The sequence below is a fragment of the Microcoleus sp. MON2_D5 genome (genome assembly GCF_036701905.1).
Classification (GTDB): domain Bacteria; phylum Cyanobacteriota; class Cyanobacteriia; order Cyanobacteriales; family Microcoleaceae; genus Microcoleus.
The window spans coordinates 23012-47624 of the sequence record NZ_JAUBRM010000059.1 but is presented as its reverse complement, the minus strand read 5'-3'; the positions used below and the strand labels follow the sequence as shown (position 1 = coordinate 47624).

At 44.9% G+C, this 24613-nt stretch carries 20 protein-coding genes and 1 pseudogene; 17 read left to right on the top strand and 4 right to left on the bottom strand.

Translation table 11 applies throughout. The features are described 5' to 3' along the window. Positions 1 to 651 precede the first annotated feature (651 nt). The 7 genes from QUA47_RS21190 to QUA47_RS21160 all read left to right on the top strand — a co-directional run bounded on the left by QUA47_RS21190 (position 652) and on the right by QUA47_RS21160 (position 9448). Positions 652 to 1218 (top strand): photosystem I assembly protein Ycf4, encoded by a 567-nt coding sequence (locus QUA47_RS21190; protein WP_333432203.1) that lies wholly within the window; start codon positions 652 to 654, stop codon positions 1216 to 1218. Between the two features lie 309 nt (positions 1219 to 1527). Further along, positions 1528 to 2313 carry a peptidylprolyl isomerase gene (locus tag QUA47_RS21185; protein ID WP_445302533.1) on the top strand — a complete coding sequence of 262 codons (786 nt, stop codon included), beginning with the start codon at positions 1528 to 1530 and terminating at the stop codon, positions 2311 to 2313. A 218-nt stretch (positions 2314 to 2531) separates the two neighbouring features. Continuing rightward, positions 2532 to 3788 carry a beta-ketoacyl synthase N-terminal-like domain-containing protein gene (locus QUA47_RS21180; protein ID WP_333432201.1) on the top strand — a complete coding sequence of 419 codons (1257 nt, stop codon included), beginning with the start codon at positions 2532 to 2534 and terminating at the stop codon, positions 3786 to 3788. Between the two features lie 336 nt (positions 3789 to 4124). Further along, positions 4125 to 5234: an ATP-binding protein gene (locus QUA47_RS21175; RefSeq protein WP_333432200.1), complete on the top strand. Its 1110-nt coding sequence runs from the start codon at positions 4125 to 4127 to the stop codon at positions 5232 to 5234. Between the two features lie 182 nt (positions 5235 to 5416). Next, entirely contained in the window at positions 5417 to 7294 is a 1878-nt protein-coding gene (mutL, locus tag QUA47_RS21170; RefSeq protein ID WP_333432199.1) for a DNA mismatch repair endonuclease MutL, read from the top strand. A 322-nt stretch (positions 7295 to 7616) separates the two neighbouring features. After that, on the top strand, positions 7617 to 8441 hold the full coding sequence (locus QUA47_RS21165; protein ID WP_190736049.1) for a SirB1 family protein: 825 nt from the start codon (positions 7617 to 7619) through the stop codon (positions 8439 to 8441). 320 nt (positions 8442 to 8761) lie between these two features. Beyond that, positions 8762 to 9448 carry an alpha/beta hydrolase gene (locus QUA47_RS21160; protein WP_333432198.1) on the top strand — a complete coding sequence of 229 codons (687 nt, stop codon included), beginning with the start codon at positions 8762 to 8764 and terminating at the stop codon, positions 9446 to 9448. A gap of 140 nt (positions 9449 to 9588) precedes the next feature. On the opposite strand, the gene QUA47_RS21155 is transcribed toward QUA47_RS21160, so the two are convergent. After that, complete coding sequence (locus QUA47_RS21155) at positions 9589 to 10053, bottom strand: SRPBCC family protein (protein WP_190661051.1); 465 nt, start codon at positions 10051 to 10053, stop codon at positions 9589 to 9591. Between the two features lie 147 nt (positions 10054 to 10200). Between QUA47_RS21155 and QUA47_RS21150 the strand changes: the two genes are divergently transcribed. The 7 genes from QUA47_RS21150 (at position 10201) to QUA47_RS21120 (ending at position 16168) form a co-directional block, all read left to right on the top strand. After that, positions 10201 to 11418, top strand: coding sequence for a transposase (locus QUA47_RS21150; RefSeq protein WP_333432197.1), 1218 nt, complete (start codon positions 10201 to 10203; stop codon positions 11416 to 11418). An 84-nt stretch (positions 11419 to 11502) separates the two neighbouring features. Then, positions 11503 to 13179: a mechanosensitive ion channel gene (locus QUA47_RS21145; RefSeq protein WP_333217558.1), complete on the top strand. Its 1677-nt coding sequence runs from the start codon at positions 11503 to 11505 to the stop codon at positions 13177 to 13179. 303 nt (positions 13180 to 13482) lie between these two features. Next, the gene (locus QUA47_RS21140; protein ID WP_333432196.1) at positions 13483 to 13638 is read left to right on the top strand and encodes a hypothetical protein; all 156 of its coding nucleotides are present in this window, start codon (positions 13483 to 13485) and stop codon (positions 13636 to 13638) included. A gap of 89 nt (positions 13639 to 13727) precedes the next feature. Next, entirely contained in the window at positions 13728 to 13937 is a 210-nt protein-coding gene (locus QUA47_RS21135; protein ID WP_333432195.1) for a hypothetical protein, read from the top strand. Positions 13938 to 14132: 195 nt separating this feature from the next. Continuing rightward, the gene (locus QUA47_RS21130; RefSeq protein ID WP_333432194.1) at positions 14133 to 14615 is read left to right on the top strand and encodes an Hsp20/alpha crystallin family protein; all 483 of its coding nucleotides are present in this window, start codon (positions 14133 to 14135) and stop codon (positions 14613 to 14615) included. Between the two features lie 293 nt (positions 14616 to 14908). After that, positions 14909 to 15046, top strand: a complete 138-nt coding sequence (locus QUA47_RS21125) for a hypothetical protein (RefSeq protein WP_333432193.1) — start codon at positions 14909 to 14911, stop codon at positions 15044 to 15046. Positions 15047 to 15169: 123 nt separating this feature from the next. Beyond that, positions 15170 to 16168 (top strand): alpha/beta hydrolase, encoded by a 999-nt coding sequence (locus tag QUA47_RS21120; protein WP_333432192.1) that lies wholly within the window; start codon positions 15170 to 15172, stop codon positions 16166 to 16168. A gap of 522 nt (positions 16169 to 16690) precedes the next feature. Here QUA47_RS21120 and QUA47_RS21115 read toward each other — a convergent pair. Together QUA47_RS21115 and QUA47_RS21105 are read right to left on the bottom strand one after the other, a co-directional pair. Next, a complete protein-coding gene (locus QUA47_RS21115; RefSeq protein WP_333432191.1) occupies positions 16691 to 22027 on the bottom strand; it encodes an AAA family ATPase in 5337 nt (1778 codons plus the stop codon). Between the two features lie 382 nt (positions 22028 to 22409). Beyond that, positions 22410 to 22646: a hypothetical protein gene (locus tag QUA47_RS21105; protein WP_333432190.1), complete on the bottom strand. Its 237-nt coding sequence runs from the start codon at positions 22644 to 22646 to the stop codon at positions 22410 to 22412. 422 nt (positions 22647 to 23068) lie between these two features. Between QUA47_RS21105 and QUA47_RS21100 the strand changes: the two genes are divergently transcribed. Next, on the top strand, positions 23069 to 23659 hold the full coding sequence (locus QUA47_RS21100; RefSeq protein ID WP_333432189.1) for a class I SAM-dependent methyltransferase: 591 nt from the start codon (positions 23069 to 23071) through the stop codon (positions 23657 to 23659). Between the two features lie 244 nt (positions 23660 to 23903). Here QUA47_RS21100 and QUA47_RS21095 read toward each other — a convergent pair whose 3' ends face one another. After that, positions 23904 to 24110 (bottom strand): hypothetical protein, encoded by a 207-nt coding sequence (locus tag QUA47_RS21095; protein ID WP_333432205.1) that lies wholly within the window; start codon positions 24108 to 24110, stop codon positions 23904 to 23906. Between the two features lie 30 nt (positions 24111 to 24140). On the opposite strand from QUA47_RS21095, the pseudogene QUA47_RS21090 reads away from it, so the two are divergent. Both QUA47_RS21090 and QUA47_RS21085 read left to right on the top strand, forming a co-directional pair. Next, positions 24141 to 24227, top strand: a pseudogene (locus QUA47_RS21090) (IS1 family transposase); the annotation flags it as partial. Continuing rightward, a complete protein-coding gene (locus QUA47_RS21085) occupies positions 24210 to 24464 on the top strand; it encodes a Uma2 family endonuclease (protein WP_445302534.1) in 255 nt (84 codons plus the stop codon). The pseudogene QUA47_RS21090 and the gene QUA47_RS21085, both read left to right, overlap by 18 nt. The last annotated feature ends 149 nt before the right edge of the window (positions 24465 to 24613 follow it).

Here is a 24613-nt window from a genome sequence, read left to right as displayed (position 1 = left end):
CGATCGCGTTTGAGCCAGTCGTCGAGTACATCAAAGATGCCTCTTTCGGTCTGGGCGCGTCCGACTGCGATTGTCATAAAAAAAACTGGGTAAGTGGGAAACGAGCGTGTCTTCCGACCTGAGAGGAAAACAACGCGGCGATTTCAATCGCCTTGAATCTTTCCCCTTTCGGGGTTGGAGGGGTATGGTTGCCCCTCCGATGAGGTATGGTTGCCTCAGTCTCCCTTGCGGGGTAATGTTCGCCTCGACCTGGTTATAAAGGCTTGTTAGACCTGCGACACTGTTTCAGTGACTTTAAAACTGTTTAATCGCAGGTGACAGAGCGGAAAACTGGCGTCGCATTCGCCGGTGTCGTGACCTAAATAACGTCTCCTCTTGCGAGGGGTCTGGTCAGAACAGCTTGCAATTTCTTACAAGCTCAGTGGCCTTAGCCCTTAGTTCCTGACTGCGGTAAAATCCTTTTGCTTGTTAAAAAACTAAGGTTTCTAATTAAACTTAACATAAGTATATATTAGAAGTTCAGAATTTTTCAACATAATTAGCAGGAGTTGATACACAATGCCGATCGGTAGATGACGCGATCGCGTCAGCGAAGCGTGACGCTCGGTGGACTAATTGAATTAAGATTTGGCTTTAAGGCTGTTTAATTTTATGACTGCAAAAACAACGACCTCGATCGATCCTCTCCTGCGCTACCCGGTTTTGGGCTCCCGCCGCTTCAGCAATTACTGGTGGGCGACGGTGGTCAGCATTGGAGGGACTGGTTTCCTGCTGTCGGGCATTTCCAGCTACTTGCACGTTAACCTGCTGCCTTTTGCTGACCCGACTCACCTTGTTTTCATCCCCCAAGGCATTGCGATGGGTTTCTACGGTGTCTGTGGCGTGCTGTTGGCGCTATACCTGTGGCTGACTATTCTCTGGGATGTGGGTGGCGGTTACAGCGAGTTTGATCGACAAACTGGCAAGATTCGGATCTTTCGCTGGGGTTTTCCCGGCAAAAACCGCAAGCTTGATTTTACTTGCAAGACATCGGACGTGCAATCTGTGCGGGTAGACATTAAAGAAGGTCTCAGTCCCCGCCGCAGTATTTATCTTAAGCTCAAAGACCGCCGTCAGTTTCCCCTGACTAGAGTCGGACAGCCGATTGCTTTGTCGGAAGTGGAAAATCAAGCGGCTGAATTGGCTCGATTTTTGCAAGTTCCCCTAGAAGGACTTTAGGGATTTGCGATTTTAGATTTTAGATTGGTAATGTCTCGTAGGGTGCGCCGGGCCGCGCACCTTACCTACCTGGTAAGTGAAAAAGATCGATCTGCGAGTAAGCCCGTTACCAATTTTTGAATCTATCAATTAACAATACTTCGGATAGTTTTTGATGGCCAACCGTAGAATAAGGGTTTCAAGGCTCCAATGCCTGTTCGCTACCAAAGCAAAATCGCGGGTTTCAGACTAGGAACTAAAAACAGTTCGGACTATTGAATTAAAATCTTTAGTTGCAAAGTCCGTAATTGACTCAAAGTGAAAATACAAATGCAAATGCAAATCAAAATTCAGCGGTGGTTGTTCTCACTTTTAATAATTGGCGCGTTGTTTGTCGGAGGATGCGGTAGTTCCCCTGTGGCAGACTCGACTGCGACATCGAATCCGGCGTCGGGTGAAAATATTTCTTTGTCTCCGTCTCCTTCTCCTGCTGCTGCTGCGGCGAGTTCACAATTGAGCAATTTGCCACGATTGCAAGGAAAAGCAACGGTGGTGATGACGGTTAAAGGTGCTCCAATTACGATCGAACTCGACGGCACAAATGCGCCAATTACTGCAGGCAATTTTGTCGATTTGGTTCAGAAAGGAGTCTACGACGGGCTGGTATTTCACCGAGTCGTGCGGGAACCTCAGCCTTTTGTAGTTCAGGGCGGCGACCCTCAGGGTAAAGACCCTAAATTCCCTACAGCGCGACTGGGAACTGGGGGTTTTATTGACCCAAAAACTACTACCGAACGCAGGATTCCTCTGGAAATTAAAGCTAAAGGTGCTGCCAATCCGACTTACAGCCAAACGCTAGAAGAAGCTGGGGTTAAGGAGAAACCCGTGTTGGTGCACAGTCGCGGGGCTGTTGCTATGGCTCGATCGCAGAGTCCTGATTCGGCTTCTTCTCAGTTTTACTTTACTTTGACCGATGTACCGTTTTTGGACGGCAGCTATGCGGTTTTTGGGTACGTGAAACAAGGCATGGATGTGATTGATAAGATTGAAGCGGGCGATCGCATTGAGAAGGCTACTGTTACTCAAGGTTTGGAAAATTTTAAGCCTGTTCAGTAGTCAGTAGTCAGTCGTCACTCGTCATATCAATTCCGGTTGCACGATCGAAATGATTGTTGACTGTTGACGGTTGACTCGATTTTATTATTCCGATGCAACCGGGAACGATATCAGTCGTTGGTCGTTGGTTAGTAGTTAATAATTAGTTCCAATCATAAATAACTAATGACTAACGACTAATGACTAATGACTAAAAATTTGGGATTCTGAGGGCAGATGTGGATGTTGTTGTTACGGGAATTGGCCTGGTTTCTGCTTTAGGCACTCTGGATGGTAGCTGGAAAAGATTGTTGTCTGGGGAATCAGGAATTCGGCAACATCAACCTTTTATAGAACTTGAACGGCGACCTTTGGCTTTAATTGGCACAAAACCTGTCGATTTAATAACTTTAATTCGGCAGGTTTTAACAGATGCTGTGCAAGATGCTAATTTGACTTTGCCTTTGCCCGATTGCGGAATTGTGATCGGTTCTAGCCGAGGCTTCCAGGCAAATTTGGAACTGTTGGCAAGCGAAGGAAGAGGGAAGAAGGAAGAGGGAAGAAGGAAGAGGGAAGAAGGAAGAGGGAAGAAGGAAGAGGGAAGAGGGAAGAAGGAAGAGGATAGAGAATTCTCAATTACCGATTCGCAATGCCCAATGCCCCATGCCCAATGCCCAATGCCCAATTCTCAATTTGTGAATTTTTTGCCTCACATGGGGGCGATCGCAGCGGCGAGGACAATTGGTTCGACGGGGCCGGTACTGGCGCCGATGGCTGCTTGTGCGACGGGTATTTGGTCGATCGCCCGCGCTGTTGATTTAATCCGCACCGGTGAGTGTCAGCGGGCGATCGCAGGTGCTGTCGAAGCGCCTATCACACCGCTGACTCTGGCTGGATTTAGCCGGATGGGTGCTTTGGCAAATAATGGATGCTATCCCTTTGATGAAAATCGGGAAGGCTTTGTTCTCGGTGAAGGCGGCGCTTTATTTGTATTAGAATCTGCCGAGTTGGCAAGGCGTCGTGGTGCTAAAATTTACGGGCAAATTTCCAGTTTTGGCTTGACAAATGATGCTTGCCATGCTAATACGCCGGAGCTGGGGGGGCAAAGTGCGATCGCGGCGGTAAATCAATGTTTGAAACGCAGCAATTTAGCGACGATTGATATAGATTTTATTCATGCTCACGGTACTGCAACTAAGTTAAATGACCGACACGAAGCACTGTTAATTGAGAAGTTATTTCACCCAGGAGTTGCTGTTAGTTCGACTAAGGGGGCTACGGGTCATACTTTGGGAGCTTCAGGAGCTTTGGGCGCGGCTTTTTGTTTGATGAGCATTAAATATCAGATGTTGCCGCCTTGCGTTGGAATGACAAAACCGGGGTTTGAATTAGATTTTGTTCGCTGTGCGCGATCGGCTATTGTCAGAAATGCGGTTTGTTTAAGTTTTGGCTTTGGCGGGCAGAATGCTGCGATCGTTTTATCGGGCGAGCGTTAATTTTTGTAAACTCGGTCGATCGACATTTAAATTACACGATCTCTCTACAGTTAAAATCTTCTGAGGTGGCCGGAGAACCCCCCGCACATCCAATTTAAATCTCAAAAATAGTACAATACTTATGTATTTTAGTCAATTAACTGAGGATTTTGGTGAGATTGCTGGTGCTGCTATGCTAGTCTGGCTCTGCATCCCGACGCTGATGCTTGTGTCAAAGCCTAGGAGGCTCGAAAAGAGACGCAGATTAAAGCAGTATTGTATTTTATTAACGCACTGATGGCGATCGGCGAAAATAGAAAAAAGAAACTGTTTAAATTAAGCCTCAGGTATTTTCACATGGATCTGGCCTCTCATCGATTTATGTCTTATTTTGAACCCGAGCAAGCTGCTCACCTTTACCAAATAGCTGTTTTGGAGAGTTTTGCTCAGGAAACGCTGGTTTTTGAAGAAGGAGAAACAGCGGATTTTTTATATCTAGTTTTAGAAGGTAAAGTCGAGTTTAGCAAGCGTCTTGAAAATCATAAATATCAAACTGTTGCTGTGGCTAAGCCAGACGATTATTTTGGCGAACTCGGAGTTTTAGACGGAGAACCTCGCAGTGCTAGAGCTGTGGCAGTTGCAGGCTCGACTTTGGCCAAAATAGCCCGTGAAGAACTAATAGCAACTCTCCAGTTTGCTAAAGGCAGTTCGGTACTGCAAATGTTTAGTTTCATTACTAAAAATTTACGAGAAACCACGGATCACTATGTTAGCCAGTTGGTACACAAACAAAAAATGGTATTGGTAGGAGAAATGGTGAGTACAATTATTCACGATTTCAAAAGTCCTTTTACCGGAATCAAACTCTCCATTGAAATGCTCAAAGAAATGCACGAAGATGAGGAAACTCAGGAGTGGTGCGAACTTATTCAATTGCAGGTTCATAGAATGTTGGGGATGGCTGAAGAAGTGTTAGAATTTTCGCGCGGTAATTCTGTATTAAATAAAAAACCAGTTAATCTAATTCAGACGTTGCAGCAGTTTGAAAAGTTGAACAGAGTTTATTGTGAAGCAGCAAACGTAGATTTGATAGTACGGGTGACAGAAGTCATAGTGGAAGCGGACGAAAATAAGATTTTGCGTGTTTTACAAAATTTAGTTGGGAATGCTGTTGAGGCTTTTGGCGGAAGAGGGGGTCGGGTGGAGATTGCGGTGACACAAAGTGAGGAGTGGGCAGAAATTAGCATTTACGATAACGGCCCAGGCATTCCACTGACAATTAAGGAAAAGTTATTTGAACCGTTTGTGACTTATGGCAAGCGGACTGGTACTGGGTTGGGAACGGCAATTGTTAAGTCGATCGTTGAGGCTCACAAAGGGAAAATTACTTATGAGTCAGAGGACGGAAAAGGCACAACTTTTTATATGCGCTTGCCGAAAAGCAGGGCTTTAGCCGATCAAAATTAAGTAGGGAGGAAGATATATACTTAGGACTTTCTCACTAAGCCTCAGAGACTTGGTTGATGAATAGATATCTTGTTATAAAACAATATTTTACTAATAAACCGGGTTTAAGAGCCTAAGTCCTAATACTGTGTAGCGACTTGCAGAATCAAGTAGAATTGAATTAACGAAGCGCTAAAAATCTGATGCCAGTTACTATTCAAACCTTACCCACAGAAGTTATCAATTTAATTGCCGCCGGCGAAGTGATTGACTCGATCGCCGCTGCGGTACGAGAATTAGTTGAAAATTCTCTGGATGCTGGTGCAACTCGCATAGTTGTTTCTGTCTGGCCCGAACAGTGGCGGGTGCAAGTTGCAGATAATGGTACGGGAATGGATCTGGAAAATTTGCGACAGGCGGCTTCGCCTCACAGTACGAGCAAAATTACCACTGAAGCAGACCTTTACAAAATTGATACTTTGGGATTTCGTGGGGAAGCTTTGCACAGTTTAGCTCAGTTGGGCTGTTTGGAGGTTTTGAGCCGATCGAATGATTTGGGATTGGGGGATTTTTCGGAAAATCGAGAGTCGGCGCAAACCCCCGCCAAATCTTCCTTTAACAAAGGGAGAGTTGAAAATGCTCGATCGGGCTGGCGGGTGGTTTACAATAACGCGGGCGTTGCTGTGGAGGTAGAAACAGCGGCGATCGCTCCGGGTACGGTGGTGACTGTTGATAATTTGTTTGGCAATTGGCCTGTGCGCCGCAGTTTTTTGTCGCCGGCACAGCAAATGCGATCGATCCAATTAACCCTTCAGCAAATTGCGATTTGTCACCCGCACGTTAATTGGCAGTTGCGTCAAGGAAATACGCCTTGTTTGCACGTAACTCCTGGTAGCACAGCGGAACAACTTTTACCTCAATTCGTGCGCGGTGTGCGATCGAGCGATTTGCAGTATTTAAAGTTAGATTTGCCGGCGAGTCCTCAAAATCAGAAAGCAGCAAATTTATTGATAGAAACTCAACTTGTTGGAGCTACAGTTAAGCCTAATTACCAATTACCAGTTGCCAGTTCCCATTTCCAAATGCCCAATTCCCAGCGTTTGGAGTTAGTAATTGGTTTGCCCGATCGGTGTCACCGCAGGCGGCCGGATTGGGTGAAAGTTGGGGTAAATCGGCGAGTTGTGCGATCGCCCGAATTAGAGCAAAGTATTCTCAGCGCCTTTGCCCGTACTTGTCCGCGCGATCGCTATCCCGTGTGTTTTGTCCACCTGCAAATCTCCCCTTCGGAAATTGACTGGAACCGCCACCCGGCTAAGGTTGAAATTTATCTGCATGATCCGAGTTTTTGGCAAGCACAAATTAGCGCAGCAATTGCTCGTGCTTTGCATTTGAACGACGAAGTTTTGCCGCCTGCCCCAATTCCCGATCGAGTGGGAAAATTGCTGAAGGCATCGGAACAAAAAAGTGCTTACAGTGTCGGGATTTCGGCTAGGCAGAATGATGAAGGTGGCGCACAGGAAAAAGCTAATAAAATAGGATTGATGGAATTGAGGGCGATCGCTCAAGTCCACAATACTTACATTGTTGCCGAACATTCCAGCGGAATGTGGTTGGTGGAACAACATATCGCTCACGAGCGCGTTTTATACGAGCAATTGTGCGCGGATTGGCAGCTAAAATCTCTAGAAAAACCAGTGATTCTCAGTCAATTATCGGCGCTGCAAATTGAGAATTTATCCCGCTTGGGTTTGGAAGTAGAAAGTTTTGGCGAACAGCTATGGGCTGCCCGCGAAGTTCCTGAATTGTTAGCCGATCGAGATGACTGTGCGGATGCGCTTTTTGAACTCAGTAAAGTCGCAGATTTACAAGCGGCTCAAGTTGCGACTGCTTGCCGTAGCGCTATGCGAAACGGTACTCCTTTGAGTCTTTCCCAAATGCAAAAGTTGTTGGATGAATGGCAGCAAACTCGCAATCCGCGCACTTGTCCTCACGGCCGCCCTATCTATTTTGCTTTGGAAGAATCGACTCTGGCTCGGATTTTCCGCCGCAGTTGGGTGATTGGTAAAAGTCACGGGATTTGAAAGTTGATTTGACATCCGAGGGCGTTCACCTCAATCTGGCTCGATTTTTAAAAAATCGTGAAGCTTTATTAAAAATAGTGGCGGATTTAGATGAAAAAACTTAGAATATATTAAAATTTAAATAATGCAGTGTTTTTAATATGTTTTGGGCAACAAACCAGATGGCTGTTTCACAATAAGAAGTACCTGTTTTACAATAACAAAGGTTAATTCTACTACAAAAAATGCCTGTTTCCCAGAATAATCTTTGTTGTGGAACAGGCATCTTGCCTGTTCATGATGTTGGTACAAAAAGTAAATTAAAAATAAATCAATAATAAATATGGATTTTCCGATCGCCCGACAACTCTTTTATCGAGAAATAAACCAGCCTGATGGCTCGATCGACTTGGCGAAAGCTGCTCTTTATATGGCTTTGGAAGAATACCCAAATTTAGAGCCAGAGGAGTATCTCAACGCTCTCGACACGATCGCAGATGAAGTGCGCTCACGCCTGCCGGCACAGAATTATCCGCTGCGGATTATCCAAACTATTAACGGCTATTTATACGGGGAATTGCAGTTTGCGGGCAATGATGTTGATTATTACGACCCCCGCAATAGCTTTTTGAATGAAGTGATCGATCGGCGTACTGGCATTCCGATATCTTTATCTTTGGTTTATTTGGAGGTTGCTCAGCGCATTGATTTTCCGATGGTGGGAATTGGGATGCCGGGACATTTTTTAATTAGACCGGATTTTGAAGATGCTGGTATTTTTGTTGATGCGTTTAACGGCGGCGAGATATTATTTCCTGAAGATTGTCAAGCCAGACTTTCTCAAATTTACGGTCAACCTATGGAGTTGCAGCCGACTTTTCTCGCTCCGGTAAGTCGCCGACATTTTTTGGGGCGAATGCTGGGAAATCTGAAGGCGATTTACTTGCAACAGGGAGATGCTGTGAGGCTACTCTTGGCGATAGAACGGATTTTGCTGCTGTTTCCCGATGCGCTGGGGGAACGGCGCGATCGCGGAATTCTCTATTATCAACTGGGACGCTTAGTCGAAGCGCGCCACGATTTGGAACTATACCTGAGAAATGCTCCGAATGCTCCTGATGCTGCTAGAATTCGCCAATTGGTCGATCGGCTCGATCGGGATATGTGAACATTAAATTTGGTATCGATCGCAGACTATAAGACATATTCAAGTGACACTCAATACACTGCTGCCCGACGACCAAATTTCGCTTTTATCATTTTTGCAAAGGTATGTAAAATTATTAAAAAAATAATTATAACATATTAATTGTCAATTAACACCTATCTTTTGATAGGTTAAATTTGCTTGACTTGACTGTAAAATTATAGGTCATTTACGGAAATCCCGAGTCCACTTTCCCGACTGGTACGCGCACAGATACCTGCACGGATACCGGCACAGACGAGCGATCGAAAAAGTATTTTGAAGTAAAGAGGCACAAACTCATGAACTTTCAGTTTCAACAAGGTTATCTCAACCGAATGCAACCGCTCTCAGCCCATTTAACCAAAAGAATGTTAAAGTCTTTATCATTAGGTGTGGCTCTTTTACTGGGAACAAGTGCAGTATTCCTAAGCAGCGACAAAGCCTTTGCATTAGACAATCTTACCGTAAAATACGGTGCTGTTGACGTAACATTACCGATGAGCGACTTGCAAAGCTTTGCACAAACTGGCAAAGCATCATCTCAACTGCAAAGCGTTCTGAGTCTTGCGAAACAAACTCCCGAGTCGGTGCGCGAAATATTAACGCGAGAAGTGCCTTTAGATTCCCAATTAGTAGCGCGGCTGGCAACTACTTATTTTGGGGAAATTGTTTTCAAACAATTGGGCGAGGTTGCTTATGCGCCGACTGCTCGGCTTCAAAGCGTGCCCGCACTGCGCGATGCTTTAGTCGCAGCTTCCAAAGATGGCAAAATATCGCTGATTGAAGTGATGCAAAATTACAGCCCTGCGGCTTTAGAAGTTGACGGCAATCAAGCTATTGCTATCTACGAGCGAGTGATTAAAGACGTGCAAGATTTGCAAGCTTTGTATCAGAATTCCCCGGCTTTGCAAAATACCGCCGGTCAAGCGGTGAATTCTGCCAGACAAATGATTTGTCAGCCCAGTCCATCAGGAAGTACGAAGTAAATAACTGAAATTCCAGGGAATTGGGAATTGGGAATTGGGAATTGGTGCTTTTTTTCCTATTAGCTCTTAGTTTTCCGCTATTACCAATTACCAATACTTCGGCTACGCGAGCGAACAAGTTCCCAATTACCCCTTCTCCATTACCCCTTACCCATTTTTTGAGATAGTTGCTCGGCTACCCGCTTGAGTCGGCGGAGTTGGTCTTTCATATCTTTCTGCGTCCAAGGGGCGGCAAAGCGATTGAAACCAAATCTAATTAAACGATTGGGAATTTGAAATTCAAAGCGGTTAATCAAGAGAGTTCCTTGGATTTGGGGCTGGCATTCCCAGCGATCGCATCCTTTGAAAAATCCGTCAAACCCCCACACAATTAAACCGGGTTGTCGCTCCAACACAACACTCTCTAAAGTGGGTTGCAAAACGGGAATTTTTATGATAAATAAGCTGCGACTTCCTACAGCCGTATCCCATTCGCCCTCGGGTTCGCAGCGTAGCAGGGGATTAAGCCACTTGTGCATCAAAGTTCGATCGACTATACAGCGCTCCACCAGAGTAGCAGCAGCCTGAATTTCAATGGATTGCTCGAAAACTTGACGAATTGACATGAGAACCTGCAACAACGAGGGTATTACAAAACTTTGCTTACTTTATAGTCCTTTATTTACTTGTACCGTCAATTTTTCCAGAAATTAAAAGATTGACACACTCATAAAGACAGTGTATCATCTTGAATTAAAGTATATATACCGATTATGCAGTTAGTCGAAAGGCACGTCATTAAACCAAATCATAGGTTTTATCGAGAAGCCGATCGACTGTCTTGGCTGTGCAAAAATCTTTACAATAGCGCTAACTACATCTACCGTCAAAACTTTTTCGCCAGCCAACAAACAAACGCTCTGGCTGTTTATCACACGCTCAAAACAAGTCCTGATTACAAAGCACTGCCCGCAAAGGTAGCACAAAGCACGCTCGGCTTAGTGCTCAAAGCATGGACTAGCTATTATCTGGCGGTGCGGAACTATCAGGAAGACCCAACTAAATTTAAAGCCGCCCCGAAAATCCCTCATTATAAAGGTTCAAGAGAGCGAAAAAGAGAGGACGGGCGCTATGTAGTTGTATTTAATTGTCAAGCTGTCAGCAAAAGAGCCTTAAAAAAAGGATATGCTCGTCCCTCTGGGACTAATATTTGGTTGCCCTCAAAAGTCACCTCGATTCTGGAAATCCGGATTGTTCCCAAGGTAGGTTGTTATGTTGTCGAGGTGCTCTATGAAAAGTTAGAACAGCCTTTACAAGTTAATCAGAGAGTAGCTGCCATAGATTTAGGATTAAACAATCTGGCAACATTAACCTACAATGTTCCTGGGTTAGTACCGACAATCTTCGACGGACGGGCTGTTAAGTCAACCAACCAATACTGCAATCAAGTTTCATCGGCCTTGAAATCCTTGCTGCCCGCAGCCCAAAAAACCAGTAAAAAACTCGCCAAATTGTGGCACAAGCGTAACTGTAAAGTGGATTACTACTTCCACACGACGAGCTCCGCAATTATTAAAGAACTCGTCAATCATCAAATTGGCTTGCTGGTTATAGGCTGGAACCAGGATTTCAAAGATGGGATTAAGACTGGCAAGGTTAATAATCAAAATTTTGCCTGTATTCCCCATCGCCGCTTCGTGCAAATGTTGCAGTACAAAGGACTGATTGCGGGAATTAAAGTTGTGTTAGTAGAGGATAATTACACATCCAAATGTTCAGCCTTGGATTGGGAACCAATTCAAAAACATTCCGACTACATTGGCAGTAGGGTAAAAAGAGGATTGTTCAGAACCCAAACTGGACGCTTCATTAATGCCGATGTAAACGGTTCTTTGAATATTGGCCGGAAAGCAGTCGGAGATGGGTTTGTCCCTAATTCGATAGAGGGTTTTGTAGTTAACCCAGTACGAGTAAAAGCGTACAAACATTAAATTTAGGCAATGTCTAGATTTTGTGGAACTATTATTAAAGTTTCGTCTTCTCCCTGTCAAATCTGACGTTAACCTGAGAAAAAAATGAATGAAACTTGGCAAGAAATAACTCAACCGATCTCGGGCCCAATAGCGGCTTTGTCCGATCGCATTTTGGCACAGGCCCAATCCGGGAATCCCCTGACAGATGCGGAACGCGGAATTAACAATTTCATTCAGGGCTCAAACATTGAAAATCTCCTCTGGGCCGTCGGTATCCTGCTAATTGGCTTGATAGTATCAGCCCTCGTCTCATCTGTAGTCGGGGGATTGCTCAAGAAGACTACGCTCGACAATCGGCTGGCTGCTTGGATTACCGGCCGGCCGGAAGGAGCTGGAGCCCCGCAAGTGGAAAAATGGATTTCCACAGCGGTGTTCTGGATCATTTTTATCTTTTTCCTAATTGCCTTTTTCAACCGCCTGAATCTAACGGCTGTCTCCCAACCCCTCAATACTTTTCTCAATCAAATTACCGGTTTCTTGCCGAAGTTAGCCGGCGCGCTAATTTGGTTGGGGATTGCTTGGGTGTTGGCAACTGTCGCCAAAATGGCCGTATCGCGGGCGATGCGGACTTTTAGCGTGGACGAGCGCTTGAATCAGGAGGTGGGCACTGCGTCCACTGAGCGCCCTTTGCTGCTGAGCGATACTGTGGCGAATGCGCTGTACTGGTTCATTTTTCTGCTGTTTTTGCCGCTGATTCTCGACTCACTGGAAATGCAGCAGGCTCTGCTGCCAGTTAATAATTTACTCAACCAAATTCTGGCGGCAATTCCGAAAATTCTGGAAGCTGTGCTGATTGGGTTTGTGGGCTGGCTGCTGGCTATGGTGGTGCGGCGGATTGTCACGAATCTGTTGGCTGCTGCTGGGGCGGACAGTTTGGGCGCTCGGTTTGGAATTTCGCGGACTTCGGGCGGACAATCCCTGTCGTGGATTGTCGGGACGATAGTCTATGTTTTGATTTTGATTCCAACGGCGATCGCAGCTCTGAACGCTTTGGACATTCAGGCGATTTCGCAGCCGGCAATCGCGATGCTCAACGACATTTTGGGCGCGCTTCCCAACATTTTTACAGCAGCCCTAATTCTGGCGGTTGCTTACATTTTGGGCCGCTGGATCAGCGATTTGGTGACTAATATCCTGACGGGAATTGGCTTCAACAATGTCTTTTCTTGGTTGGGAGTGCAGCCACCGAAACAGTCGCTGAGGCTACCGCCAAGTTCGATCGATCCCGACGCAACGATTCTTCAGGAACCGGAACTTCCGGCTCGCACGCCTTCGGAATTTGTCGGCATTGTGGTACAGGTGGGCATCATCCTGTTTGCTGTGGTGGCGGCTACCGACGTGCTCGGGATTCCAGCGCTGACGGCGATTGTTAGCGGTATTGTCCTGGTTGCAGGTCGGGTGCTGGCCGGTTTGGTGGTATTTGCGATCGGCTTGTATTTGGCGAATCTGGCGTTTAGTTTGATTGCCAGTTCTGGAACTCGTCAAGCGCGGCTTTTGGGCCAAACGGCTCGGATCGCGATTATTGCCTTTGTTTCGGCCTTGGCGCTGCAACAGATGGGCATTGGCAGCGATATTGTGAATTTGGCTTTCGGGCTGCTGCTCGGGGCGATCGCAGTTGGTATTGCTCTAGCTTTTGGTTTGGGCGGGCGCGAGATTGCGGCCGACCAAATTCGCGAATGGTTAGCGTCGTTTAAACAAGATAAGACGCCGCGTTTGTAATTCTATAAAAAGGCGTTTGTCAAGTACAAACGCCTTTTTTTTATAATTATCGATCTTCAAAATTGATGGTGGGTCGAGCCCGACGGGCTTCATCCATAAACAGCAACTGGGTTTGGATCATTTTAGGCTTATACTCGCATCACAGTGACACAAGAGCGCTAAACCAAAACCTCAACACGCCCGCCATGCCCAAAATCTCGGAATGCAATGGCTGCACTTTGTACTCAAACAACCCTTCCATCATTGCACCGGCAAACTAACTGAGTATTTCGCGTTTCTCCATGTCAAGGTTGTGTTGAGCGATTGGTACGAGAGGAAACGCAAAGTGCGAGGGTGATTTTGAGTTGGATGCGATCGGCGATCGAGATGGAAGATGGGGTGAGTCAAAATCCAGATGTCAACCGATTAGATAGATGCGTCGGGAGGGGCGTAGCCATCGCTCCCAAGTACAGCTATTGACTCTTACACAGTTTAGAGAAGCGCTTTGGGCTCTTACTACATGGTTGAACTAACGACACATAGCCTCTTGGGCGATCGCGTTTTTAAGAGTGGGATTATGCGAGATCCCTCATACAGCAAGCGATGGCTATAGGAAACCAGCGATAGCCGACAAATCACGTCCTTACGGTGCTACACATCATCCGCACCGCATTTTGGGTACGGTTGGCAACACCGACGATACTTCCCCCGACGATCGCGCCGTTAAGGCTTCGATCGGCAAGGTCATCATGGCGTTGGCACAGCATTTCGGTTTCTAGGAATAGCTTTGTACGGTTTTCTTCAATGCGAATTACTATGATTGTTTCGCACTAATTCTGGCAAATACGACTAACAAAGTGGGGTTTTCCTGACTGTCCCTGCCAGTTATAAAGCGGCATCATAATAACTGTAAGCAATGAGCTTCAACCCAAACTTTCCTTATAAAGCTTTACCAATCTTTGAGGTGACAGATTATGTTGATGCGCTATTGGCAACCCTTCACGGAAATTGAAACGATCCGCGAGCAACTCGATAAAGTTTTTGACCAACGGGCAGCAACGAGAGATAACTCAGAAGCCGCTTGGATGCCAGCTCTGGAATTGGTTGATGCTGGGGACAACTTCGTATTAAAAGCGCAACTGCCTGGAATTGACCCCAAAGACGTTGACGTTCAAGTCACTCGCGAAGCAATTTCTATCTCTGGCGAGCGCCGCTACGAAAACACAGAAGAAAAACCCCGCTACGTCCGCTCAGAATTCCGCTACGGCAAATTCCACCGGGTGCTTCCCTTGCCCGCACACATCCAAAACGACTCTGTGCAAGCTGAATGCAAAGATGGCATTCTAACGCTAACCCTGCCCAAAGTGACTGAAGCCCGCAATAAAGTAGTCAAGATTAATTTGGCAGAAATTGCTGGAGCTTCAACGAATCCCGCTTTGGAACAGGCTAACCAATAACGATCGGCTGTGCTTAATTGAGTGAGGCAAATTTTCCTTTCATTGAGCCTGATTGGATTTACTTAACAACAACGGAACTGGAAAAGCTGATACCGGGAGCGACCATTGCTCCCGGTATTCTTTATTTGGGGAAGCTGAGCGAAAAGCTACCTACAACTGTCCTGAGCCCGCAGTGAATTTAGTAACGCTTACAAGGCCCGCTTCCAGTAAATTCAGGAGAGCTGGACGAGCAGAATACCCAATCGTGATCCCAGGGGCATTGAAATCCCTCAGTCCTCCGTTCCACCACTTCTGTGGCAAGTAAAGAGGCTGGGATGTCTGTGGCGATGGTTGAGACTGGAGGCGATCGCGGTCATGAAAGAGCTCGTCACACCTATGAAAAGGTGGGCTTTGAGCTATTCCCAGTCGCCAGATACTTCAAGAAGCTCTAAGTGAAGATGTTAAGTCTCAAGGTTTACTTTGTTCTATAGCTAGTCAATCGCGATCGCCGAATCGACTCAGAAAAGCCATCTGTGGGACAATTGCAAACGTACTTAAGTTTGGGGAGCAACTGAATGCTATGGCTTGTTGTGCCCCTTGGGGTATTGATTGGAGTAGTCGGGCTGGGAGCAATTTATCAAGCACTTGCCACAAATCGCGATCGCCTTATGTTTCTGCCACCTGGAAAGGTAATTCAAATTGACGGCAAAAACTGGCACTATCAAGTTATGGGTGAAGGTCGCCCAACAGTCATTGTCGATAGTGGAAGCGGAGGTACTCACCTAGATTGGCAATTAGTGCAGCCCGAAGTTGCCAAATTCACAAGAATTTTGACCTACGATCGGGCAGGCTATGGCTGGAGTGATTTAAGTTCAGAACCACGCACGGCTGAGCAAGTTATTAGTGAGTTGCGGCAACTTTTGAGAGAGGTCGAAATTGAGCCACCTTATGTCTTGGTGGGGATGTCTTTAAGTGGTTTATTCAGTCGCTTATTTGCCTATCACTATCCAGAAGAAGTGGCTGGAATGGTTTTAGTGGATGTCGCTCATGAGAAAATGTACGACGAGACACCAGTCGAATGGGTTGAATTAAACAAACGACTTGAAGGACTGTTAACTTATGTAGTGCCGATTATGGGACGTATCGGTCTGCTTCGTTTGCTGGTCACTTTTGATTCTGTGCCTATGGCGGCTGGTTTATTCCAAAAATTTCCACCTTCAATGCGACCTCTTGCTAAAGCACTCTATTCTCAAACTCAGTTTGGGAAAACTTTTGCTCAGGAATCGGCGGCGGTATCAATCAGCATGAACCAGGTTAAACAGATACGTCAGACAAAGCCATTTCCTGATATTCCTCTCATTGTCTTGTCGGCTGGAAAGCCAGACTTCGACATAACACAAGATGTGCTTCAGAAACTGCAAGAATTACACGCAGATCTAGCCAATGAGTCGCCCCAAGGCGTTCACATTGTTGCTCATGAAACTGGACATGCAATCCAACTTGATAAACCAGAATTAGTCATTGATGCAATTCGTCAAGTTGTTGAAAAAGTGCGTTGCAGTAGTGAGCCCTAACAACCCTGCTGGAGCGGACTGCCGATAGATGCCGAGGAGTGTTGCCAAGGTTAATGGTAGCTGCTCAACAGGAACGTTAGCTGTCAACCTACTAGGACTGAGCTGCTGTCTGTTGTATCCAACTTAGCACTTCACTTAGTGGCAGAGGTTACTGGTTGAAGATTTTGATTTCGCGATCGCATTCTATCCTTCAACTTAATGCGATCGCCCGCTCTATTAGAAGAAACAGGTTTTAGGAGAGCTAAAGAGAGGCAAACAAGCTCCCAACTATAAGCCTGCTCAAAAAGCTTTAAGACGATTAATCGAATTGGCTACTACAACAACGACAGCAACAACCCCTTCCGAGTAATATATAGATAACTTCCCTTTCCCGTATATTACTTGAATAAGGACTTTTTGTGAGTGAAGTCAATGATTGTTGGATTCCCGGAAACGGCTCACCGGAGGCAGCTAATTGTGAAGTTTGCCAACAGTATCGATTGCTACTCAAAACCCGATTTCAAGATTTGAGCTAACGCCTCCTTAGTCCCGATCGAGTTGAGTGCAGCGCTGTTGATAAACTTGAGCCACTTTATCTGTAGGATTGCGGCGCAGGCACTCAGCAAATAATCGCTCAGCATCTCTAAGCTTTTGCCCTTGGTAGAGTAACAAAGCTTCTTCAAATAGCGTTCTCGTGGCTACCTTGCCCTCATAAGTCTCAGGCGGATCGGCATCGAAAACTTCAAACATCGATACCGCTTTTGATTTTCCCTTAACTTTTACGCGATCGATAAAACGGATAGCATACTGGTTAGAATCTGGCAAAGACTGGAAAGTTTGGTGACTAATTAACATCGAAATCCCATATTGCTTAGTCAAGCTTTCTATCCGCGAGGCTAAATTCACTGCATCGCTAATCACCGTGCTATCCATCCGGTTTTTTCCCCCCACTGTACCGAGTATTAAAGAACCTGTATTGATGCCAATGCCAATCTTAATCGGCACGTATCCAGAAGCGGTGCGATGTTGATTATATTCAGTCAGATGATGCAGCATATCAATTCCTGCTTTCACTGCATTATCTGCCTCGCCACTAAATAGGGCCATAATTGCATCGCCAATATATTTATCAATAAATCCTTGATTGTCAGTAATAGCTGGCTCCATGTGAGACAAATAGGAATTAATAAATTTGAAATTGTCTTGAGGGTTCATACTTTCCGATAAAGTTGTGAATTCGCGAATATCGGAAAATAGTACCGACATTTCCTGTTGAACTTGGTCGCCTAATTTAACATCAATAATACTTTCTTTATCCAATAAGTGGAGGAATTGACGGGGGACAAAGCGCTCAAAAGCTTGGTTGAGTTCGGTGAGATTATTGTAGAGACGGGCATTATCAATGGAAATTGCTGCCTGAGAGGAAAGCAGATTTAAGAGTTCTACGCGATCGCGAGTAAAAGCCTCTGTGGTTAAATTATTTTCTAAATATATAATTCCTGCCAGTTTACCTTGATGTTGGAGAGGGAAGCACAAAATTGATTTAGGCTTATGTACTTTGATATAGGGGGAATGAGCAAATTTAGGGTCATTAGCAGCATCATTCAAGACTACACTTTTACAAGTGCGAGCGACATAGTTGATGATGGACACGGGTAGGGGTGCAACGCCTTGTGCCCCTACAGATTCAATGGGGGTTGATTGTAACACCGTAATGATATCAGAACTTACGGAACCTGACGCTTTAATCCGCAGTTTCCCCTCAGTTTCTAAAATCAAATAGCCACATTGCGCTCCAGCATTTTCAATGATAATTCTCATCAAAGAGGTGAGTAATTTATCCAATACAATTTCGCTGGAAATTGCTTGGGAGGCTTTCATGAAGGTAGCTAAATCTAAGGCTTCACCTGACTGACTACCACTTGTGGAGTTGGTAGTTGTCCTGTGCGTGGAATTAATGCTTTTGGTGGCCGATAATTTACGACGTAACTGCGGGTACTTGGCTTCTAAATCCTCCACTTTGCGTTGAGCACCCCAGCGTTGGTAGCCATAGTGAGCTTTTTTCATGTAGAGTTGAGCGATTTCCTCTTTGCCTTTACCTAACCAAAACTTAGCTGCTAGTTCCGACGCTAGAGCTTCGTTCTGCAAAAATTTATTTTCTCGGGCTGAGGAGATCGCTTGGTCATACAAATCCTGCGCTTCCAGAGTCTTGCCTGTAATTCGCGCCAACTCAGCTTCGATTAGCAGACGTTGATGAAGGTAGGTACTCGGAGAATGTTGACTCCAGAGTTTGAATTTCTCAAGATTGGATTTAATCTTCTCCACATACTGTGCCTGTTTTTCACCATCAGCATCGTCATACCCAACTGATAAGGCTAGACATTGATGAAAGTGGAAAGCCGGATTAATAAAAATCCCCGTCGCGCCTATCAAATATTTTTCGGCAGCGTTAGCATAGTCGATCGCTTTCTCAGAATCTGAATACCAGTTGGCTAAAGACAATTTACAGGCTATTTCTATAAATACCGTGAATAAATCATTTTTTTCAAGGCAAGACTTAATGATCTCCTTGGCATTCGGCCATAAGGATTCATCAAGAACACTCCAATCTTCAACGGGTTCAATCAAATTATAAATAGTCGCTTTAACCGCATAATAATATTGCACCATGTTTGGATCAACTTTTTTCAAGCCGGGGATAATCTTATCAATTTTTTCTGATAATTCTTTTAACGAATTAGTCCCCCAAAAACACATGAACAAAAAATTGATTGCACAATATCCTGCCCATTGATAGGCACCGTTTTCTACGCCGCTATAATAACCTCTCATTAAATGCTCTTTAGAGCGATCGAGAGGTTCAGTGTAATGGGAAACAAATCCTCCCCACATATTTAAAATTAATGCTTCATAACGCTTCATTTGATACTGGTCATCGTTCAATCTCAAGGCTAAATTTCCAAATTTATAGGCGGTTTCAAAATCTTGTGCTACAAAGGCCAGTGTTAACGAATAATAGATATACCCAACTGAAGAGTGAGGACTGTTCCCATAGGTGAGCGATAGCTCAATCATTTTTATGCCTAGGATGAACAGCAATCTAGACCCTAAAAAGTAAGCTGGAGGTACACATTCTCTGAGGAGTACCATAGCAGCAAGTTTTTCAGGGTCTTGCATTTCAGGAAGGTCTATAAAATTTTCAATTTTCCGGGCAGCGATTGTCTCATTAGCCTGATTCACTTCTGCGATAAGTTCATCTTCTTCAGGAAAAGCTTTCAACTTGATTCCCAATAGTTCGAGGGTCTGTACTCCCAGATATAAGGAGGATTCCAAATCATTTTTCATTCGATATAACGTCACTTTATATTCATTGACTTTACATCGATCTAACAAATTATCGATATGCTCAAGGGCTTCATCAAAAGTTAATAAAGCTTCGTCCCAACTAGCCGTTAAATATTCTATTTCACCTTTTTCAAGGTGATATGAAAATGTCCCCTGATAGTCCTCCTCCCAGCTATTAGGGGGTAAAAGTTTTATCCCGTTCGTTATATATATTAATGCGGGTTGATAGGCTGAAGATAATTTAGCTTTTCTTCCAGCGATTAGATTCAATCTAGCTAATTGTTCTTTTTCCCATTTATCACTGAGCAATGCTTGTCCTGTGTTCAGGTGATTGACTATATCAAAGATTCGTTCTTCTAACTCATGTTTTTCAAACTTATTCAACAGAAGGCGACCAATTTTTAAGTGAATTTCTTGTTTATGTTTTTCGTCAATTAGAGAGTAAGCTGCTTGCTGCACCCGGTCATGCAGGAATTTATAATTTTGAATTAACAGTTCTTCATCTAACTCGGATGTGGGCAAGATTAACCCGGATTGAACTGCTGCTGTTAGATCCTTAAAAACTTCCGCTGTAGATTTTTCACTGATGATAGAAAGGATGTTTAAATCGAAATCAGCACCTACACAAGCTGCTAATTGTAAAACTTGCTGTGTAACCAGAGGCAGTTTCTTTAACTTGCCAATCATCAACTCCACCACATTGTCAGTAATGCCCTGAGCTTCAATGGTTGAAATATCCCACTGCCAGCCGTGACGTTCAAAATAAAAAGTGATCAGGTTTTCGGCATATAGGGTTTTGAGAAACTCATAGACAAAGAAAGGATTGCCTCCAGTTTTATGCACTACCAACTCCGCCAAGGGTTTTACTGAAGATGTATCCCTGTGCAAAGTATCGGCAATTAACTGGTTAATATGCTGGCTATTTAAGGGAGCTAAGGTAATAAAGTTGACAGTTGCCCCCAGATTCCGTAGTGCCTCAAGAGTTATCATCAACGGATGAGTGGGGTTGACTTCGTTATCCCGATACGCCCCAATTAGAAATAGGTATTCTGTATCCGTATCCGTCATCATCAGTTCGATTAACTTGAGCGTTGCGGAGTCTGCCCACTGCAAATCGTCAAGAAAGATAACTAAAGGATGCTCTTTTGCACAAAATGCCCGAATGAAGTTTTGGAAAACCAGATTAAAGCGATTCTGGGACTCAGCGGGGCTTAATTCTGGCACGGGTGGTTGTTTGCCTATAATCAGTTCCACTTCCGGAATCACTTCAATAATCACTTGTCCATTGGAACCAAAAGCAGCCAGGAGTTTTTCTCGCCAAAGGTTTAGTTGTGCTTCGCTTTCGGTTAACAGTTGGCGCATCAATCCCTGAAAGGCACTGACAACAGCTAAGTAGGGAATATTGCGCTGAAATTGGTCAAATTTTCCGGAGATGAAATAGCCGCGCTTTTGAGTGATGGGTTTATGAACTTCTGCCACCAACACTGATTTACCGATGCCGGAATAACCGGCCACTAGCATCATTTCAGTTGTGCCTTGACTCACTCGGTCAAATGCTGTTAGGAAGGTTTTAACTTCTGACTCTCGTCCGTAAAGCTTTTGGGGAATTTGAAACTTGTCGGAAATATCCTTAGAACCGAGAGGGAAATCTGCTATAGTCCCATTAGCTTGTAACTGAAAGAGACATTCTTCTAAATCAGCTTTGAGTCCCCAGGCACTTTGATATCGTTCCTCTGCCGTTTTCGCCATCAGCTTCATGACAATATCCGAAATGGCTTTAGGACAAGGTTCTCCCCTTCTGCCTCTCTCCTCCTCTCCTCCTCCTAAAAGATGAGGGGGTATTGGCTGTTTGGCGATATGATAATGCACCAGTTCCAACGCATCGGTACTTTCAAAAGGTAACTGTCCCGTCAGTAGTGCGTAAAAGGTAACGCCGAGAGAGTAAAAGTCAGTCCGGTAATCTAAAGAACGATTCATTCGTCCCGTTTGCTCCGGTGACATATAGACTAAAGTGCCTTCTAAAACATTGGGATTTTTCAGCGTAGGATTTTCGCGGGTTAATTGAGTGGAGATACCAAAGTCGATGATTTTGATAATTTCTGTTTCTGGGTTAAAGACGATGTTGGCAGGATTAATATCTTTATGAATAATATTGGCGGCGTGAATCGCGCCCAATATCTCTGCTGTTTGGATGGCTAAGTTGAGGAATTTTGCTAGAGATAAGATATGCCCTGCATCTACAGAGTCCTTGAATAATTGCCTTAAGGATGATGCGCCAAAATCCTCTAAGATAATGACCAGAGTTCTTTGATAAGTTTCTAAGGCATAAGCTTTAACCACACCCTCTATGTTCAGATTGCGAGTGATTTCATATTCCTGCTTATATCGAGTTAGTTCAGAGGGGGTGGGATAGTCTTGTTTCAGAACTTTGAGAATTACTGCTTTGTGGTCTTGTTCTCGAATCCCTCGATAGACAACAGAATTGTCACTTTCATAGATTTGGGCTAAAACTTTAATTCCAGGGAATCTAATCATGTTGGGATCTCCAGTTTTGGCAGTTATGAACGTTACGGGCGATGGTCAATGACTGCTGATGGTACTCGATCGCCTTGACCGAGTTGCCCAGGGAAGTGTAAACATTTCGCAGATTACCCAATGCTGCCCCCTCACCTTAGCGGTCTTTAATCTCTCGCTAGATAATCAAGGTCTGTTGACAAGACTCAAGGCTTCTTGAAATTGACTTGTCTGACCCTACTGATTTCCTCGCTCCAACAAGTTAGCATCGCAGCCAATAGGCTAGTATTTTTTCTAAAATTCCTCCCAGGATAGCCGAGAGGCTTCCGGATAGTATTGAGACTGGCTCCTTCATTAACCAGTTCGATCGCGTGTGCGTGTCTGTGTTCATGGATGGTACAGCTTATGCCTGCCTTGGCACAATAACCAACCCACTTCTCCTGAACCGATCGATCGCGTAATAAGCCACCCCTTCCATTCTTTTGAAGCTAGATGCCAAGCCCAATGAGATTTCTGCCATCCCCAAAGTGCGCCAGATGCGGGAGATGCTGGCGGGGTTGAAGGATGAAACCCGACACTCATCACTGCTTCTCCACCTGACCCCTGTGCGATCGCCCAATCGAGTCATGTTTGGTTTCACGTTACCTATTGATTTACAAGCAATGACGTGACAGGCTCAACCCAACCTACAGCGAGGGGCGATCGCACTCGTTCCTGCTCTGCGAAGGCTCCGCCTCAAGCAAGCGGAAAAGCTGCATCGGCGTGGTAGATTGCGACATTAGGTTAATGCTGGATAAGACCGATCTAGAGGATATTATCAGCAAAAGTGACAAATAACACCCCTGATTTCCAGGATTAACTATCAGAAGCGATGGATAACACCCAGGAACCCGGACTTAACCTGCAAAGTTTCTGTTTAATTCCTTAAAACTAGGATGTTGTCCAACAGATATGATGGATAATCCTGGAAGGTAAAGGTATTATCCAGCATATCTGCGGTTGAATACATAGCTATATTTTTTTGGCATCAAATGTGCCAACAGCAACAATTGGAGAAAACAGATGTGGGATGAAAGATACAGTGCCCAAGAGTACGCATATGGCACAAACCCGAACAAGTTTTTGGAAGCAAACGTCAGCAGTATTCCAAAAGGTAAAGTTCTGAGCTTGGCAGAAGGAGAAGGGCGGAATGCCGTTTTCCTTGCGAAACAGGGTTATTCTGTAACCGCTGTAGATGCTTCTTTAGTTGGTTTGAATAAGGCCAGAAAGTTGGCGGAAGATAATGGGGTGATTGTTGAGTTTATTCATACTGATTTAGCAGAGTATGATTTAGGCGAAAATAAATGGGACGGAATTGTATCTATATTTTGTCCATTGCCTTCTTCAATAAGAAAACAACTTCATAAAAAAGTTGAAGCAGGGTTAAAGCGAAACGGTGTTTTTCTGCTTGAGGCTTATACACCCGATCAGTTGAAGTATGGTACTGGCGGCGGCAATTCAGTAGATTCGATGCAATCTAAAGAATCTTTAAGCCTTGAGTTGGCTGGCTTAAAGTTTAAGCATCTAATTGAGCTTGAGCGTGATGTAGTAGAAGGTATTTATCACACTGGCATTGGCGCAGTAGTTCAGGCGATCGCATCAAAAGAAATATAACATTCTGGTGCAGCGGATTGCCTGAAGCTGCTTAGGTGAGATGCAGAGCTCCCAACAACCGCTGACCAGAACCGTTAGCTATCTTTGCACAAAGGTGTTGCACTCTCTCCGTACAGCCAAGAGTCTGCTTCTGGTGCCATCCCAAATGCAACTATTGGCACCGTTAAACCATTCGCGATCGCCTAGCTGTTTTGCTAGCCATTGGTAATACTCAGCGATCTGTTCTTTCGCGTTCCCTTCCACCTCAACCAGCAGTGCGATCGCCCCATCGAGTCATGTTTGGTTTCACGTTACCTAGTGATTCATAAGCAAAGACTTGATAGGCTGAATCTAATCTACAGCGAGGGGCGATCGTACTCGTGCCAGTGTTCCGCCTTGGCATACTCCGCGAAGGCTCTGCCTCCAGCAAGCGGCAAAGCGTTTCTAAACGTTGGCTACAACTATATGTCAATCAGAAGTTCTACGAGACTCCAAAGGGGGGCGATTGGTTCGTAAAACCTTGTCGTTCTCGAAGAAATTGAGTAAGCCTATTGGTGCAATTTGGTACTTTGTGCATCATTACAAGGCCTCTTGGCTCTTGACCATTACTATTCACCACTACCATTTTTTTTACTATCCTGATGTAGCGGTAAGTGGCGATGAACGGGACCGAAATACTGCTGAAGATTTCATTCGCTACCCGCGCTTAATTGGGGAAGTTTTATCGCCGACAACAGCGGCTTTGGACAGAAGCGATAAATTTGCGGATTACCGCACTTCTGAAAGTTTGCAAGAGTATGTAATTAATCAATCAAGAAAGAGTTAGTGTAGAGTATTTTCGCCGGAATACAGAGGATTTGTGGGTGCTTTATTTTTACAGTCAAGGACAAGAAGTTCAGTTTGCTAGCGTTAATTTTAGCTGTGCGATCGAGACATTGTATGAAGATGCGATCGAGATTTGTTGATTTTAATTAC